This is a genomic window from Streptomyces sp. NPDC005202 (assembly GCF_040608235.1).
Taxonomy (GTDB): domain Bacteria; phylum Actinomycetota; class Actinomycetes; order Streptomycetales; family Streptomycetaceae; genus Streptomyces.
Map to the genome: position 1 here is coordinate 31,716 of NZ_JBEXHW010000030.1, position 15,987 is coordinate 47,702.

The window sequence follows — 15,987 nt, forward strand, 5'->3', positions numbered from 1 at the left end:
CGCGCACCGCCCAGCCGCGCCGACTGCACGTTTGCCGGCAGCCCGTTCCGCCCCAGTACGTCGTGCAGGTCGCGACCGAACCAGCGAGAAGCCGATGGCGAAAACGGTGCTCCTGCTGCGCCCGAGCAGCCTCAGCTCGGCCCGAGCGAGGGCGGCATGCCGCGTTTGCCTCGGTCTTGGCCCCGGCACCGGCGGACGCGTCCCGAGCGATCCCCAGGAACGCCTCCTCCAGCGACGCCGACCGCACGTCCAGTCCCCGCAGCTCGACCCCCGCCCCCCGGGCCCACAGCAGCAGCCCCGCGGCCGTCCGCTGGAGCTCGCGCGTCCGCAGCCGTATGAGCCCGCCCCGCACCTCGTGCGCGACGACCCCCAGCCCGGCCAGCGGCGGCAGGTCGCCGACGAAGTAGCCCTCGGGCAGTTCGAAGCAGATCCAAGACGGCTGGCCGGGCGTCACCACGGCCGGGGTCCCGGCGGCCGCGATGCGACCTTCGTGCAGGATCGTCAGCCGGTCGGCGAGGCCCTCGGCCTCCTCCCGGTACTGCGTGGTGAGCAGCACGGTCGTCCCGGCGTCGCGCAGCGCCCGCACCAACTCCCAGGTGTCCCGGCGGCCTTCGGCGTCCAGCCCGGTCGTCGGCTCGTCCAGGAACAGCACCTCGGGCTCGCCGAGCAGCGCGAGCGCCAGGTCCAGGCGCCGTCGCTCACCCCGGACAAGTGCTTCACCCGTACGACCGTCCGGTGCTCGAGCCCGACCAGCGCCAGTGCCTGGCGTGGCGGGCGCACCCCGCTGGTGCAGCCGGCCCACATCCGCACGGTCTCGGCGACGGTCAGCTCGGACGGGAAGCCGCCCTCCTGCAGCATCACCCCGGTGCGTGGCCGTACGGCGGCCCGCTCGGTGTACGGATCGTGTCCCAGCACCCGCACGCGTCCCGCGGCCGGCGGCGCCAGTCCCTCCAGCAGTTCGACCGTGGACGTCTTGCTGGCCTCAGCGTCCCGGCGGGCGGGGGCCGGTGGCATGGTGCGGTGTCATGATTCGCCATGACAAATGTCAGAGGATCCATGACAAATGTCAGAGGATGGCGGGACAACGAAAAAGACCCCGATCCAGTGGACCGGGGTCTCATTCCCGAGCGGACGACGAGGCTCGAACTCGCGACCTCAACCTTGGCAAGGTTGCGCTCTACCAACTGAGCTACGTCCGCATTGCCTCCGACCGGCTCCCACCGATCGGCGCGAGCACCAGCCTACCTGATCCACAAGGGTGGTCGGGACCGGTGCAGAGCGGGTGACAGGAATCGCACACTGCGCCTTCCCCCTGGAAGGGGGATGTTCTACTACTGAACTACACCCGCATGTCCTCCGTGGGCTTCGGCCTTTCGGCCTCGCCCCTCGGCGTGCTCCAGACTCTAGCTGATCAGCAGGGGTGCTGCGCAAGTCGGTTGTTCCGAGGGGTGGCTGACCGGCCGTCGGCGGGTGCTGTCAGTGCGCCGCGGCGAATGCCTCGTAGACCTTCTTGGGGATCCGGCCGCGCGCCGGCATGTCCATCTTGTGGGCCTGGGCCCAGGCCCGGACGGTCGCGGGGTCGGGGGCGACCTCCGTCCGCCGGTACGCCTTGCCCGACTTCGACCGCTTGCGGCCCGCCTCCACGTACGGCGCGAGCGCCTTACGCAGTTTCTTGGCATTGGCTTGATTCAGGTCGATCTCGTAGTACTTGCCGTCGAGTCCGAAGGCGATCGTTTCCGCCGCTTCCGAGCCGTCGATGTCGTCAAAGAGAGTGACCACGACACGCTGCGCCACGAATATCGGTCCCTTCGTGCGACACCTCTGCGAGCACATGCTCCGCGATGACGTGCGAGGACGCTCGGAGATGTCGGCTGTCCGCCTGTTATCGGGAAAAGTATCGGCTGTCGCCAATTCATTTGTACAGTGCCGGGCATTGCAAAGTGAAGCCCGACTAAATCTGTCCGCGTGTCCCAGTGCAATACCGGGTCCCGGGCTGATCGGGGAACTTTCCCAGAACTCTTCACGAAGATCCCCCGTCGATACCGGATCGTGATGCCCATCACGTAGATTCCTACGAGTCTACTCGCGTAGAAATTTTGTACGGGTAGTCTGAAGGAACCTGCTCAGCACCACACACCGGGAGTGCCAGTGGCACGCGTCGTAGTCGACGTCATGCTCAAGCCGGAGATCCTCGACCCCCAGGGCCAGGCGGTGCAGCGCGCACTGCCGCGGCTGGGTTTCGAAGGCATCTCCGACGTACGTCAGGGAAAGCGATTCGAACTGGAAGTGGACGGGCCGGTCGACGAGGCCGTGCTCGCCCGCATTCACGATCTTGCCGAAACCTTCCTCGCCAACACCGTGATCGAGGACTTCACCGTCAAGGTGGAGGAAGTCACGGAGGCCGCGAAGTGACCGCTCGTATTGGCGTCGTCACTTTCCCGGGCAGCCTCGACGACCGGGACACGCAGCGCGCGATCCGCCTCGCGGGCGCCGAACCCGTCGCCCTCTGGCACAAGGACAAGGACCTCAAGCAGGTCGACGCCGTGGTGTTGTGCGGCGGTTTCTCCTACGGCGACTACCTGCGTGCCGGCGCCATCGCGCGCTTCTCGCCGGTGATGGACACGCTGATCGAGCAGGCGAAGGCCGGCCTGCCGGTCCTCGGCATCTGCAACGGCTTCCAGATCCTCACCGAGGCCCACCTCCTCCCGGGCGCCATGCTCGGCAACGACCACCTCCACTTCATCTGCCGCGACCAGAAGCTGCGGGTGGAGAACGCGGAGACCTCCTGGACCAGCGACTACACCGCCGGCCAGGAGATCCGCATCCCGCTGAAGAACATGGACGGCCGGTACGTCGCCGACGACTACACGCTCGACAAGCTGGAGGCGGAGGGCCGGGTCGCCTTCCGGTACCTGGACTTCAACCCCAACGGCTCGCTCCGCGACATCGCCGGCATCACCAACGAGGCCGGCAATGTGGTGGGCCTCATGCCGCACCCCGAGCACGCCGTCGAGCCGCTGATCGGTACCGGTCGTACCGACGGGCTCCCGTTCTTCACCTCGATCCTCAAGAAGCTGGTCAACGCATGAGCAGGACGCCCTCCCGTCTCCAGCCGCCGCCCTCAACGGAGGCCCTTCGGGCCGCCCCCAGGATTCTGGACACGGTCGAGCACGCGGCCGCGACCCCCGACGTCGCGCTGCCCTGGGCCGAACTGGGCCTGAAGAAGGACGAGTACGAGCGGATCGTCGGGATCCTCGGCCGCCGCCCGACCGGCGCCGAGCTCGCCATGTACTCGGTGATGTGGTCCGAGCACTGCTCGTACAAGTCCTCCAAGGTCCACCTCCGCCAGTTCGGCGAGAAGGCCCCCGAGTCCGACGCCCTGCTCGTGGGCATCGGTGAGAACGCCGGTGTCGTCGACGTCGGCCAGGGCTACGCCGTGACCTTCAAGGTGGAGTCGCACAACCACCCGTCGTACGTCGAGCCCTACCAGGGCGCCGCGACCGGCGTCGGCGGCATCGTGCGGGACATCATCGCGATGGGCGCGCGCCCGGTGGCGGTCGTGGACCCGCTGCGCTTCGGCGCGGCCGACCACCCCGACACCAAGCGCGTCCTGCCCGGCGTGGTGGCGGGCATCGGCGGCTACGGCAACTGCCTGGGTCTGCCCAACATCGGCGGCGAGGTCGTCTTCGATGCCTGCTACCAGGGCAACCCGCTGGTCAACGCCGGCTGCATCGGCGTGATGCGGCACGAGGACATCCACCTCGCCAAGGCCTCCGGCGCCGGCAACAAGGTCATCCTGTACGGCGCCCGGACCGGCGGCGACGGCATCGGCGGCGCGTCGATCCTCGCCTCGGAGACCTTCGACGACGCCAAGCCGTCGAAGCGCCCGGCCGTCCAGGTCGGCGACCCCTTCCAGGAGAAGCTCCTCATCGAGTGCACCCTGGAGGCCTTCCGGGAGAAGCTGGTCGTCGGCATCCAGGACCTCGGTGCCGCGGGTCTGTCCTGCGCGACCTCGGAGCTCGCCTCCAACGGCTCCGGCGGCATGCGCGTCACCCTGGACGACGTACCGCTGCGCGACTCCACGCTCTCGCCGGAGGAGATCCTTATGAGCGAGTCGCAGGAGCGCATGTGTGCGGTCGTCGAGCCGGACAAGGTCGACCGCTTCCTTGAGATCTGCGAGAAGTGGGACGTCATCGCCACCGTCATCGGTGAGGTGACCGACGGCGACCGCCTGGAGATCTTCTGGCACGGTGAGAAGATCGTCGACGTCGACCCGCGGACCGTCGCCCACGACGGCCCGGTCTACGAGCGCCCGTACGCCCGCCCCGAATGGCAGGACGCGCTCCAGGCCGACGACGCGAACAAGCTCCCGCGCCCGGAGACCTCCGAGGAGCTGAAGGACCAGGTCCTGAAGCTGGTGGCGTCTCCGAACCAGGCCTCCAAGAAGTGGATCACCTCCCAGTACGACCGCTTCGTACAGGGCAACACCGTCCTCGCCCAGCCCGAGGACTCCGGCATGATCCGCATCGACGAGCAGACCGGCCTCGGCGTCGCCATCGCCACCGACGGCAACGGCCGGTACGCCAAGCTCGACCCGTACGCGGGCGCGCAGCTGGCCCTCGCGGAGGCGTACCGGAACGTGGCGACGACCGGCGCCAAGCCGCTCGCCGTCTCCGACTGCCTGAACTTCGGCTCGCCCGAGGACCCGGCGGTCATGTGGCAGTTCGCGGAGGCCGTCCGCGGGCTCGCGGACGCCTGTCAGCAGCTGGGCACGCCCGTCACCGGCGGCAACGTCTCCCTGTACAACCAGACGGGCGAGGCGGCCATCCACCCGACGCCGGTGGTCGCCGTCCTGGGTGTCATCGACGATGTGGCCCGCCGTACGCCGGTCGCCTTCCGGGAGGAGGGCCAGCTGCTGTACCTCCTCGGCGACACGCGCGAGGAGTTCGGCGGCTCGGCCTGGTCGCAGGTGATCCACGACCACCTCGGCGGACTGCCGCCGAAGGTCGACCTGGAGCGGGAGCGCCTGCTCGCGGAGATCCTGATCTCGGCCTCCCGCGACGGCATGATCGACTCCGCGCACGACCTGTCCGACGGCGGTCTGATCCAGGCCGTGGTGGAGTCGGCGCTGCTCGGCGGCAGGGGCGCGCGGCTGATCGTGCCGGACGGCCTCGACGCGTTCACCTTCCTGTTCTCGGAGTCGGCGGGCCGCGCGATCGTGGCCGTGCCGCGCTCCGAGGAGGTCCGCTTCAACGACATGTGCGGCGCGCGCGGCCTGCCCGCCACCCGCATCGGTGTCGTGGACGGGGACACCATCGAGGTCCAGGGCGAGTTCGAGCTGACCCTGGCCGAGCTGCGCGAGGCCCACGAGAGCACGATCCCGGCGCTGCTCGCGTAGCCGTCGTACGACGCCGAAGGCCCCGCCCGTTTTCGACGGGCGGGGCCTTCCGCTGGGGCCTTCCGCTGTGACCGTTCAGGCCGCGACCGGCTCGGGGGCTCCTCGTTCCCCACCGGGGTTTTTCGCTGCGGCCGGACCTCGCAGCCGCAGGGCCAGCAGCGCTGCCAGCGCCATCAGCCCTGCCCCGCCCCAGAACACCACCTGGGTCGCGTCGACGAAGGCGTGCACACCCTCCCCGCGGGCCGCCCCGGTCAGCCGGCCCAGGGCGCTGACGTCGCCGCCGGGGCCGTGGGCGGCGTACAGGCGGGCGAGGACGGTGCCGAAGATGGCGGTGCCCAGCGCGTTGCCGAGGGTCTGGAAGAAGCGGATGCCGGTCGTGGCGACGCCCAGCTGGTGGGCCGGGGCAGCGCTCTGGACGAGCAGGATCAGCTGGCCGACCAGCTGCCCGAACCCGGCGCCCACCAGTTCGCCGCGGATCAGCCACAGGGAGGTGTCCGGTCCGGTCGTCGTGGCGAGGAGCGCGAAGGCGAGCGCGGCGGTGGCCGTGCCGCTGACCGTGAAGGTCCGCGCCGACCAGCCGCGCGCGGTGAGCGGGCCGGAGAGCAGCCCGGCCGCCGTCAGGCCGACCGCCAGCGGCACCAGGTACAGACCCGCCGAGGAGCTGGCGACACCGCGCGCGACCTGCAGGTAGATCAGGACGAAGTAGATCGCGCACATCATCGCGCTGCCCAGGATGGCCTGTATGGCGAAGCCCAGGCGCAGCTTGCGGACCCGGAACAGGGAGAGCGGGAGCACCGGTTCGGGTGCCCGCAGCTGACGCCATACGAACAGGGCGAGCGCCGTGGCGGCCGCCAGGACCAGTCCCAGGACGAGTGGGGACGCCCAGGCGTACTGCCGGCCGCCCCAGTCCGTCACCAGCAGCAGCGCGCTGGAGAACGCTTATGTATGCCGAGTCAATATTTCATCTAGGATCATGTTTCATCCGGGCGCAAACTTCGTCTTGGTAAGGTGGTGCCATGGCCGAAGCGATGGGGCTGCGGGAGCGGAAGAAGCTCCAGACGGGGATGCGGATCTACCGGACGGCGGTCGCGCTCTTCGCCGAGCGCGGCTTCGACAACGTCTCGGTGCAGGAGATCGCCGACGCGTCCGAGGTCTCCAAGATGACCGTCTTCAACTACTTCGGCAGCAAAGAGGACCTGGTCTTCCAGCCCATGAAGGAGCACTTCGGCGACGCGGCCCGCGCCGTGCGCGAGCGCAAGCCGGGCGAGTCCGCGGTGGACGCCGTACGCCGGCAGTTCCTGGAGATGGTCGAGGCCCGCGACCCGTCGGTCGGCCTGCACGGCGAGCCGTTCGCCCGACAGGTGCGCAAGCTCGTCGTCGAGACCCCGGCCCTGATGGAACGCGCCTTTCTCGCCGCCCAGAAGGGCACCCGGGACCTGGCCGCCCTCCTCGCCGAGGAAACCGGCGACGCGATGCTCGCCACGGTCGCCGCCGCCATGCTCAGCGCCGCCCGCAACGCCCTGATCGAGGAGCACCACAGCCGTATCGACGCGGGCGAGACCCCCGACGAGGTCGCCGCCGACGCCGTCGAACGCGCCGAGCGGGCCTTCGCGATGGTGGAGCACGGCCTCGGGGACTACGCGCGCAAAGCGTGATGTTCCTGTACGGACCCCGGTCCGCGCCGCCGCGTTGTCAGTGACCGCTGCTAATTTTGGCAAATCCGGGGACGGGTGGGGACGAGGTACGGGGGAGCGGTGCGAGTACCCGAGCGTGTGCGGAAGTCCGTGAACGTGCTGCTGTGCCTGACCGCCGTGGTGGGCATCGGCTGGAGCGGCAGGGTGCTGTGGCAGGTCTGGGACGCCCGGCGGCAGATCGACGAGGCCTGCGCCGGACTCGTCCCGGCCGGGCGTGTGCTGGCGCTCTCCCCGGCGGGCGGCACCATCTCGCACCGGGTGGCCGACGAGGGCACGATCGAGCTCGACGCCGGGCTGCCGCAGGACTGCGAGATATTCAGCACCGAAGCGGGGGAGAAGTACGGCACGGGCAGCAGCGAACGGTGGTTCTTCACCGGCGCGGTGGGAGTCCTGCCGGGGGACAGACCCGTGACTCCCGAGGATCCGATGGACGACCTCGTCGACCCCTTCGGCAACCCCACGTTCCCCGACGAACCGCTCGGCGGAGGCCTGGCGGGCGTGGTCACGGACTCGGGCGTCACCGTGGAACTCCCGTGCGCCGAGGGCAGGGTGAACGGCGACCCGGTCAAGGCGCTGTGGGCAAGGGCCTCGCTGCAGGATCCCGGACCCCCCTTCACCGAGCACGGGCAGCTCAGCGCGCACGACCGGAACACGCTCGCCGAGACCGCCGTGCTCACCGCCAACAACCTCGCCCGTCACCGTGGAACTCCCGTGCGCCGAGGGCAGGGTGAACGGCGACCCGGTCAAGGCGCTGTGGGCAAGGGCCTCGCTGCAGGATCCCGGACCCCCCTTCACCGAGCACGGGCAGCTCAGCGCGCACGACCGGAACACGCTCGCCGAGACCGGCGTGCTCACCGCCAACAACCTCGCCGAGCGGCTGGGCTGCGCCGACCGTCTGCCCGACCCGCCGGACGACATCCCCGTCCTGACACGGGGCCCGACACCGGCCGCCCGCGCGGACGGCACACCTGCGCCTGGTACCGCAAGGCCGGCTTCGCCCGCCAGGAGCAGCTCGCGGACCAGGTCCTCGAAGGCCGCCCGGACGACAAGCTGTGGGACGAGCGGCGCGCCCTCGTGCTCAGCAACGCCCGCGCGAACAGCATCTGGTGGTCCCACGCGGACCGGCACACGTCCGTCACCAGCCCGTCCCGCCCGAGTCAGTGGTACGTCTCCCTCCACACCTACTCCGGCGAGGACGCGAAGAACGTCCGGCTCAAGCGGGCCTCGACGAATCCCCGGTCGCCGCGGAACCGGGCAGGGCGGCCCGCAGCGACGACGACCCGATGTGGTGGGCCTCCTCCGTCTGCCACGGGCCGCCCCAGATCCACACCATGACCATCGCCTAATGACCATCGCCTAATGACCATCGCCTAATGACCATCGCCTACGGCTACGACAGACGGGCGACGCCCGCCTACGAGAAGGTCTTCCGCGCTTACGTCGATGACGTCACCGCGCGCCGAGGCTGCACGCACGTCACCTTCCCGGCCTCCTCGACCTTCCGTGCCGACTAGGCTCACCGCCATGCCCACGGCCAAGAAGCGCACACGGACGTACGACCCCGCCAAGATCCGCGCCGCGGTGCTCGCCCAGTTCGGGCACCTGCGGGAGGCCGTCCGTACCCTCACGTCCGAGCAACTCGCCCGGCCCACGCGGCTCGGCGACTGGACGGTGCGGGACCTCGTCGCGCACACCGGGATGGCCCTGGAGGCGGTCAACCGGTTCATCGACCGGCCGGAACCTGCGAAGCAGGAGGTCACGCTCCTGGACTGGCCCTTCGCGACCGCCGCCAACTCCGCCGGAATCGCCGACACGAGCCGCCGGCTCGCCGAGCAGAACCCGGATCTCGGCGCCTACCTCGCCGCCATCGAGCACCGCTTCACCGAGAACCTGGACCGGCACCCCGGCACCCGGCTGCTCGCCACCGGCACGGGCCCCATGACGCTCGCCGACCACCTCGTCACCCGCACCGTCGAACTCGTCGTCCACACCGACGACCTGAACGCCGCCGTGCCGGGCCTCGCCGTCCCGTACGACCGCCAGGCCCTCGCCGCCTGCACCCGGCTCCTGGCCGACGCGCTCGCCGTCAAGGCGCCCGGCGCCTCCACCGAGGTGCGCATCCCGCCGTACGCCGTGGTGCAGTGCGTCGAGGGCCCCCGGCACACCCGCGGCACCCCGCCCAACGTCGTCGAGACCGACCCGCTGACCTGGATCCGGCTGGCCACCGGGCGGGCGGCGTGGAAGGACGCGGTCGCGGAGGCCGAGGTCAGCGCGAGCGGGGAACGGGCGGACCTCGGAGAACTGCTGCCGCTGATGGCGTGAGCCGGGCCAGCGGAACCGGCCGCGCCTCCCTCCCGTCCCAGCGGTATGGACACACAGCGACTGACCCTCGCCGTCCTGACCGTGCTCCCGCTCGCGGTGGCCTGCGGCAGTGAGACGGGCAGCAGCTCCGTGGGGCCGGAAGCGGCGGCCCTGACCGGCGTCCACTGGAGCGTCGACAGCGTCACCGTCGACGGCACCACCCACCGCGCCCCCGCCGGGGCGAACGTCGTTGTCGACGGCAACGGCAACGGCAACGGCAACGGCAACGGCAACGGCAACGGCAACGGCACGGCGCACGGCGACTACGGCTGCAACCACTTCAGCGCCAAGGCCACGGTCAAGGGCGACCGCGTCCGCCTGAGCGACGTCGAGCAGACCCTGGTCGCCTGCGAAAGCCGGCCCATGTCCTTCGAGCGGACCCTCGCCCGGACCCTCGCGGACGGCACGCTGACCACGAAGGCCGAGGGTGACAGGCTCACGCTCACCACCGGGGACGGCGACCGGATCGACCTGACCAAGGAGAAGGACGCCCCGCTGTACGGCACCAGGTGGACGGTCACGTCACCGTCCGGCAAGGGGAAGCCGTACCTCACCTTCGACCGCGCCTCCGGCAAGGTCACCGGCAGCCTCGGCTGCAATCACGTCACCGCCGAGGCCACGGTCCGCGACGGACGGATCACCCTCGGCGCGCCGACCACGACCCGAATGATGTGCGACGCCTCACTCATGCGCACCGAGAAGAGCCTGCTGCGCCTCTTCGACGGCACGGTGAAGTACCGGATCGATCACCGCACCCTCACGCTGACCAGCCAAAACGGCGAGCGTGTGACAGCAGTGGCGAGCGAGTGATCCATTACCGCCGGGCATCCCCAATTCGGACCAGTGGTCGATCTCGCCTACACTCGGTGCCGTGCCACGTGGTGACGGTCGACTCAATCACGATCTGCTCCCCGGCGAGAAAGGCCCCCAGGACGCGTGTGGCGTCTTCGGTGTCTGGGCTCCGGGCGAAGAGGTCGCAAAGCTCACGTACTTCGGGCTCTACGCCCTCCAGCATCGGGGCCAGGAATCCGCGGGTATCGCGGTCAGCAACGGCTCCCAGATCCTCGTCTTCAAGGACATGGGCCTGGTCTCCCAGGTCTTCGACGAGACCTCGCTCGGATCGCTCCAGGGCCACATCGCGGTCGGTCACGCCCGCTACTCGACCACCGGGGCCTCCGTGTGGGAGAACGCCCAGCCGACGTTCCGCGCCACCGCGCACGGCTCCATCGCGCTCGGCCACAACGGCAACCTGGTCAACACCGCCCAGCTCGCCGAAATGGTCGCCGACCTGCCGAAGGACAACGGCCGCGCCACGAAGGTGGCAGCCACCAACGACACGGACCTGATCACGGCACTCCTCGCCGGCCAGGTCGACGCCGACGGCAAGCCGCTGACCGTCGAGGAGGCGGCCGCCACGGTCCTCCCGCAGGTCCGGGGCGCCTTCAGCCTCGTCTTCATGGACGAGCACACCCTCTACGCCGCCCGCGACCCGCAGGGCATCCGTCCGCTGGTCCTCGGCCGCCTGGAGCGCGGCTGGGTCGTCGCCTCCGAGACCGCCGCCCTCGACATCACCGGCGCCAGCTTCGTCCGCGAGATCGAGCCGGGCGAGTTCGTCGCCATCGACGAGAACGGCCTGCGCACCTCACGATTCGCGGAAGCAAAGCCCAAGGGTTGCGTCTTCGAGTACGTCTACCTGGCCCGCCCCGACACCGACATCGCCGGGCGGAACGTCTACCTCTCCCGCGTGGAGATGGGCCGCCGCCTCGCCAAGGAGGCCCCGGTCGAGGCCGACCTGGTGATAGCGACTCCGGAGTCCGGCACCCCGGCCGCCATCGGCTACGCGGAGGCCTCCGGCATCCCCTTCGGCGCCGGCCTGGTGAAGAATGCCTACGTCGGCCGCACCTTCATACAGCCCTCGCAGACCATCCGTCAGCTCGGCATCCGGCTGAAGCTGAACCCGCTGAAGGAAGTCATCAAGGGCAAGCGCCTGGTCGTCGTCGACGACTCGATCGTCCGCGGCAACACCCAGCGGGCCCTGGTCCGCATGCTGCGCGAGGCGGGCGCCGCCGAGGTCCACATCCGGATCTCCTCCCCGCCGGTGAAGTGGCCCTGCTTCTTCGGCATCGACTTCGCCACCCGCGCCGAGCTCATCGCCAACGGCATGACCATCGAGGAGATCGGCACCTCGCTGGGCGCCGACTCCCTGGCGTACATCTCCATCGACGGCATGATCGAGGCGACGACCATCGCCAAGCCGAACCTGTGCCGCGCCTGCTTCGACGGCGAGTACCCGATGGAGCTCCCGGACCCCGAGCTGCTCGGCAAGCAGCTCCTGGAGACCGAGCTGGCCGCCGGGCCCGCCGGCACGGCCGCGGCCGACGCGATCCGCCGGCCGTAATGCCGACAGCCCCGTATCACCAACCCCGAAAGATCCCAGGCAATGTCTGAGACTGCGACCGGTGCGTCCGGTGCTTCCTACGCGGCTGCCGGCGTCGACATCGAAGCGGGCGACCGCGCGGTGGAGCTGATGAAGGAGTGGGTGAAGAAGACCCAGCGCCCCGAGGTCCTCGGCGGCCTCGGCGGCTTCGCCGGGCTCTTCGACGCCTCCGCACTCAAGCGCTACGAGCGTCCCCTCCTCGCCTCCGCCACGGACGGCGTCGGCACCAAGGTCGACATCGCACGCCAGTTGGGTGTCTACGACACCATCGGCCACGACCTGGTCGCCATGGTCATGGACGACATCGTGGTGTGCGGTGCCGAGCCACTGTTCATGACCGACTACATCTGCGTCGGCAAGGTCCACCCCGAGCGGGTCGCCGCCATCGTCAAGGGCATCGCCGAGGGCTGTGTGCTGGCCGGCTGTGCCCTGGTGGGCGGTGAGACGGCCGAACACCCGGGGCTGCTGGGCGAGGACGACTTCGACGTGGCCGGCGCCGGTTCGGGCGTCGTGGAGGCCGACCGGCTGCTCGGCGCGGATCGTATCCGTAAGGGTGACGCGGTGATCGCCATGGCGGCGTCCGGTCTTCACTCGAACGGGTACTCCCTCGTCCGGCACGTGCTCCTGAACCAGGCCGGTCTGTCGCTCGACGCCCGGATCGAGGAGTTCGGCCGCACCCTCGGTGAGGAGCTCCTGGAGCCGACCAAGATCTACTCGCTGGACTGCCTGGCGCTGACCCGCACCACCGACGTGCACGCCTTCAGCCACATCACCGGCGGCGGACTTGCCGCCAACCTGGCCCGCGTCATCCCCGACGGGCTGCACGCCGTGGTCGACCGTTCCACCTGGACCCCGGCTCCGGTCTTCGACCTCGTCGGCCGGACCGGCAAGGTCGAGCGCCTGGAGCTGGAGAAGACCCTCAACATGGGCGTCGGTATGATCGCGATCGTGCCGGAGGAGGCCACGGACGTGGCCCTCGCCACCCTGACCGATCGCGGGGTCGACGCCTGGGTGGCCGGCGAGATCACGGACCGGGGAGAGCACTCCACCGGTGCCGCCCTGGTCGGCGACTACGCGAGCTGAGCCCCTGCGGGCAGCACAGAACCCGGTCGGTGGCTGGGCCACCGACCGGGTGAGTGCTCAGTGCAAGGTCAAGCGCCGCGACGGTGCTGCGAGGACTGGCCGTCCTCGTCCTCGTCGTCGTCCTCGTACAGGTCGGCGTACCGTGCGTACAGGTCGTCGTCGTGCTCATCGTCCTCGAACCGGTCGCCGTTCGGCGACGTGTTCGACGTTGATGCGCCCAGCTCCTCGGCCAGGCGTGCGAGGTCTGTCCCACCGCTGTTGTACTTCAGCTGGCGGGCGACCTTCGTCTGCTTGGCCTTGGCCCGGCCGCGCCCCATGGCTCGACCCCCTCAACGACGGGGCTCGACGGCCCCAGAGTCTTGACACGCGTTCATGATCCGGAACGGACTCTCCGCGGAGAGGCCGGTCCGTAGGGCTTCCACGGTACCTGAGCTCGCGCCCATACGGTACGTCGCCCGCTGGACGCGCGTGTGCGCAGGACCTTCGAGGTGCCCCGTCCTCGCTGGTCAGTGGCGATTTTAACCACTTATTGGCGGACGACCCGCCGGTGGAAGTGAGAGTTCTCTCTAACTGCCCACCGGCAGGTACCGGTCAAACATGGGACGTCACCGTCCGCCGTGGGACGTCACCACCGCCGCTGGACGTCACCTTCCACGCGCGGCCCGTGCCTCCGCCATCCGCTGCTCGGCAATCCGGTCGGCCGCGGCGGCCGGCGGAATCCCGTCTTCCTTCGCACGTGCGAATATGGCGAGCGTGGTGTCGAAGATCTTCGCGGCCTTCGCCTTGCACCGGTCGAAGTCGAAGCCGTGCAGCTCGTCGGCCACCTGGATGACACCGCCGGCGTTCACCACGTAGTCCGGCGCGTAGAGGATTCCGCGGTCGGCGAGGTCCTTCTCGACGCCCGGGTGGGCGAGCTGGTTGTTGGCGGCCCCGCACACCACCTTGGCGGTGAGCACCGGCACGGTGTCGTCGTTCAGGGCGCCGCCCAGCGCGCAGGGGGCGTAGATGTCGAGCCCCTCGACCCGGATCAGGGCGCCGGTGTCGGCGACGGCCGTCACGCCGGCCGGGTGCTTGTCGAGCATCGCCTGTACGGACTCCGTGCGCACGTCCGTGATCACGACCTCGGCGCCGTCCTTGAGGAGGTGCTCCACCAGGTGGCGGCCCACCTTGCCGACGCCCGCGACGCCGACCCTGCGGCCGCGCAGCGAGGGGTCGCCCCACAGGTGCTGGGCCGAGGCCCGCATTCCCTGGAAGACACCGAAGGCGGTCAGCACGGAGGAGTCGCCCGCGCCACCGTTCTCGGGGGAGCGCCCGGTCGTCCAGCGGCACTCGCGCGCCACCACGTCCATGTCGGCCACGTACGTGCCGACGTCGCACGCGGTGACGTACCGGCCGCCGAGCGAGGCCACGAACCGCCCGTAGGCGAGCAGCAGCTCATCGGTCTTGTCCCGCTCCGGGTTCCCGATGATCACGGCCTTGCCGCCGCCGTGGTCGAGCCCGGCCATGGCGTTCTTGTACGACATGCCGCGCGCGAGGTTCAGGGCGTCGGCGACGGCCTCCTCCTCGGTCGCGTACGGGTAGAAGCGCGTACCGCCGAGCGCGGGGCCCAGGGCGGTGGAGTGGATGGCGATGACGGCCTTGAGGCCGCTGGCGTGGTCCTGACAGAGCACGACTTGCTCATGGCCCCCCTGCTCGGAGTGGAACAGGGTGTGCAGGACGCCGTTGGTCACGTCGGTCACGGTGGTGACTCCCGGGTAAGTAGCGGCGAGTGGGGAGGGCTCCCTGGGGTGCCCCCATTTCTGTGGTGGGGGACGGTGGTGGGGGCCGCCCAGAGCGGCCGGTGGGCCGCTCGGCATGAGCGTAGAGCCTGTGACCGGCCGCCATGGGTGCAGTGGTCGGGATCACCCTCCGTCGGAGTACGTTCCCCTCCGGACGTGGGACGATTTGCAGTGGTTTTCCGTCCGCCCGGGCGTGGGCCGGGCGGGTTTCGGGTCTGGTCCGATGGGGAGGGAGCAGGCGTGCCCAAGGTGTCCTCGGTGATCGTCCCGTACGCCGCCTATCTGCGCGTGTACGAACCGCTGGCCGCCTTCCCGGAGCCGGAGCGCGGCCACTGGGCCCGCTACGCCCGCCGCACCGACCGCCCCTCCTACCAGGACGAGCTCCGCCGCTCGCTGGCCGACCTGCTGCCCACCCCGCCCGTGCCGGTGCCGGTGCACGAGAGCCGGGACGCGTTCGTGCTCGACGTCGACGGGGTGGTCTGCGTCTGCCCCTGGCGCACCCGGCTGCGCGGCTGGCAGGCCCTGGGCGACCTCGCCGAGCAGCTCCCGGCGGTGGTCCTGGACGCGGTGCTGCCCCCGGTCGTACGGCGCCAGGCCACCCAGGACTACGAGCGCTGGCTGGCTCGCAACCCCGACGCCCGGCCCTGGATCCGCACCGCCACCTGGCAGGTGCCGCTGAACTGGTTCGTGCTGGTCGCCGACGAGGAGCGGGAGTACGTCAAGGGCACGGGGGACTCCACAGGGCTGGGGGACGACGTGCCGGTGCTGCGCTACCGGACGCCGATGGTGCAGGCCCGGCGGCGGGTGGCACGGGCGCTTCGGACGCTCAAGGACACCATCGACGAGGGGCCGCTGATCGACGGCCTGGTGGACGTCGGGCGATGGCTGGAGGAATTCCATCCGCGTTCGCTGGTGGAACTGGACTACGGCGGGCTGGTGCACGCGCTGCCGGCCTGCGAGCTGGAGGGCGACCACTCGGCGGCGGACGTGGCCGCGGGGATCGAGGCGCTGCGCCACGGCGACGGGGCCGCCGCGGGGGAGGCGTACGGGCGGCTCGTGGAGCGCTGGCGGGCGGTGCGTGACCGGCGGTCCGCGAACTGACGGTGCGACAGAAGTGACATAGATCACGGTACGGACGGCCGCGAACAGCGTACGGTCAGGGGCATTTCGCGGAGCTGACGGGACGTAGGTACCGATCCGGGCTTTTGCGCTAAGGGTGATGGACGGCACTTACCC

15 protein-coding genes, 2 tRNA genes and 1 pseudogene are annotated in these 15,987 nt (G+C 70.2%); 11 read left to right on the forward strand and 7 right to left on the reverse strand.

Annotated features, from left to right (window positions below; translation table 11 throughout):
* Positions 1–193: 193 nt before the first annotated feature.
* From ABZV31_RS30300 to ABZV31_RS30315, 4 genes and pseudogenes are all read right to left on the reverse strand, one after another.
* Positions 194–975: pseudogene (locus ABZV31_RS30300) on the reverse strand (ABC transporter ATP-binding protein); the annotation flags it as partial.
* A gap of 151 nt (positions 976–1,126) precedes the next feature.
* Positions 1,127–1,199 (reverse strand) — tRNA-Gly (locus ABZV31_RS30305).
* A gap of 78 nt (positions 1,200–1,277) precedes the next feature.
* A tRNA-Gly gene (locus tag ABZV31_RS30310) sits at positions 1,278–1,349 on the reverse strand.
* A gap of 127 nt (positions 1,350–1,476) precedes the next feature.
* On the reverse strand, positions 1,477–1,794 hold the full coding sequence (locus tag ABZV31_RS30315; protein ID WP_355900019.1) for an Lsr2 family protein: 318 nt from the start codon (positions 1,792–1,794) through the stop codon (positions 1,477–1,479).
* A 354-nt stretch (positions 1,795–2,148) separates the two neighbouring features.
* Here ABZV31_RS30315 and purS point away from each other — a divergent pair, with 354 nt between their 5' ends.
* The 3 genes from purS to purL are packed head-to-tail and all read left to right on the forward strand — an operon-like array spanning position 2,149 to position 5,398.
* Entirely contained in the window at positions 2,149–2,412 is a 264-nt protein-coding gene (gene purS / locus ABZV31_RS30320; RefSeq protein ID WP_355900020.1) for a phosphoribosylformylglycinamidine synthase subunit PurS, read from the forward strand.
* Positions 2,409–3,089 (forward strand): phosphoribosylformylglycinamidine synthase subunit PurQ, encoded by a 681-nt coding sequence (gene purQ / locus ABZV31_RS30325; protein ID WP_355900022.1) that lies wholly within the window; start codon positions 2,409–2,411, stop codon positions 3,087–3,089. The genes purS and purQ overlap by 4 nt, the downstream gene beginning before the upstream one ends.
* Positions 3,086–5,398: a phosphoribosylformylglycinamidine synthase subunit PurL gene (gene purL / locus ABZV31_RS30330; protein ID WP_355900024.1), complete on the forward strand. Its 2,313-nt coding sequence runs from the start codon at positions 3,086–3,088 to the stop codon at positions 5,396–5,398. Before purQ ends, purL begins: the two co-directional genes overlap by 4 nt.
* Before the next feature lie 75 nt (positions 5,399–5,473).
* Here purL and ABZV31_RS30335 read toward each other — a convergent pair whose 3' ends face one another.
* Positions 5,474–6,313, reverse strand: a complete 840-nt coding sequence (locus ABZV31_RS30335) for an MFS transporter (RefSeq protein ID WP_355900026.1) — start codon at positions 6,311–6,313, stop codon at positions 5,474–5,476.
* Positions 6,314–6,414: 101 nt separating this feature from the next.
* Here ABZV31_RS30335 and ABZV31_RS30340 point away from each other — a divergent pair, with 101 nt between their 5' ends.
* The 7 genes from ABZV31_RS30340 (at position 6,415) to purM (ending at position 12,973) form a co-directional block, all read left to right on the forward strand.
* Positions 6,415–7,053: a helix-turn-helix domain-containing protein gene (locus ABZV31_RS30340; RefSeq protein WP_355900028.1), complete on the forward strand. Its 639-nt coding sequence runs from the start codon at positions 6,415–6,417 to the stop codon at positions 7,051–7,053.
* A gap of 117 nt (positions 7,054–7,170) precedes the next feature.
* Complete coding sequence (locus tag ABZV31_RS30345) at positions 7,171–8,427, forward strand: hypothetical protein (RefSeq protein ID WP_355900030.1); 1,257 nt, start codon at positions 7,171–7,173, stop codon at positions 8,425–8,427.
* 38 nt (positions 8,428–8,465) lie between these two features.
* Complete coding sequence (locus ABZV31_RS30350) at positions 8,466–8,606, forward strand: hypothetical protein (protein ID WP_355900032.1); 141 nt, start codon at positions 8,466–8,468, stop codon at positions 8,604–8,606.
* A gap of 10 nt (positions 8,607–8,616) precedes the next feature.
* Positions 8,617–9,414: a sterol carrier family protein gene (locus ABZV31_RS30355; RefSeq protein WP_355900034.1), complete on the forward strand. Its 798-nt coding sequence runs from the start codon at positions 8,617–8,619 to the stop codon at positions 9,412–9,414.
* Positions 9,415–9,459: 45 nt separating this feature from the next.
* Positions 9,460–10,263 carry an META domain-containing protein gene (locus ABZV31_RS30360; protein WP_355900036.1) on the forward strand — a complete coding sequence of 268 codons (804 nt, stop codon included), beginning with the start codon at positions 9,460–9,462 and terminating at the stop codon, positions 10,261–10,263.
* 61 nt (positions 10,264–10,324) lie between these two features.
* Positions 10,325–11,851 carry an amidophosphoribosyltransferase gene (gene purF, locus ABZV31_RS30365; protein WP_355900038.1) on the forward strand — a complete coding sequence of 509 codons (1,527 nt, stop codon included), beginning with the start codon at positions 10,325–10,327 and terminating at the stop codon, positions 11,849–11,851.
* 42 nt (positions 11,852–11,893) lie between these two features.
* Entirely contained in the window at positions 11,894–12,973 is a 1,080-nt protein-coding gene (gene purM / locus ABZV31_RS30370; protein WP_355900040.1) for a phosphoribosylformylglycinamidine cyclo-ligase, read from the forward strand.
* A 68-nt stretch (positions 12,974–13,041) separates the two neighbouring features.
* Here the strand turns inward: purM and ABZV31_RS30375 are convergent, their stop codons facing one another.
* Together ABZV31_RS30375 and ABZV31_RS30380 are read right to left on the reverse strand one after the other, a co-directional pair.
* Positions 13,042–13,290 carry a DUF3073 domain-containing protein gene (locus ABZV31_RS30375; RefSeq protein ID WP_355900042.1) on the reverse strand — a complete coding sequence of 83 codons (249 nt, stop codon included), beginning with the start codon at positions 13,288–13,290 and terminating at the stop codon, positions 13,042–13,044.
* 327 nt (positions 13,291–13,617) lie between these two features.
* Positions 13,618–14,712, reverse strand: a complete 1,095-nt coding sequence (locus tag ABZV31_RS30380) for a Glu/Leu/Phe/Val dehydrogenase dimerization domain-containing protein (protein ID WP_355900044.1) — start codon at positions 14,710–14,712, stop codon at positions 13,618–13,620.
* A 279-nt stretch (positions 14,713–14,991) separates the two neighbouring features.
* Between ABZV31_RS30380 and ABZV31_RS30385 the strand changes: the two genes are divergently transcribed.
* A complete protein-coding gene (locus tag ABZV31_RS30385; protein WP_355900046.1) occupies positions 14,992–15,852 on the forward strand; it encodes a hypothetical protein in 861 nt (286 codons plus the stop codon).
* Positions 15,853–15,987 lie beyond the last annotated feature (135 nt).

Bases quoted from the DNA above. Each gene is read 5' to 3' on its own strand.
- ABZV31_RS30340 (WP_355900028.1), top strand. From the start codon at position 6,415: ATGGCCGAAGCGATGGGGCTGCGGGAGCGGAAGAAGCTCCAGACGGGG.
- ABZV31_RS30350 (WP_355900032.1), top strand. From the start codon at position 8,466: ATGACCATCGCCTACGGCTACGACAGACGGGCGACGCCCGCCTACGAG.
- ABZV31_RS30355 (WP_355900034.1), top strand. From the start codon at position 8,617: ATGCCCACGGCCAAGAAGCGCACACGGACGTACGACCCCGCCAAGATC.
- purL (WP_355900024.1), top strand. From the start codon at position 3,086: ATGAGCAGGACGCCCTCCCGTCTCCAGCCGCCGCCCTCAACGGAGGCC.
- ABZV31_RS30375 (WP_355900042.1), bottom strand. From the start codon at position 13,290: ATGGGGCGCGGCCGGGCCAAGGCCAAGCAGACGAAGGTCGCCCGCCAG.
- purM (WP_355900040.1), top strand. From the start codon at position 11,894: ATGTCTGAGACTGCGACCGGTGCGTCCGGTGCTTCCTACGCGGCTGCC.
- ABZV31_RS30360 (WP_355900036.1), top strand. From the start codon at position 9,460: ATGGACACACAGCGACTGACCCTCGCCGTCCTGACCGTGCTCCCGCTC.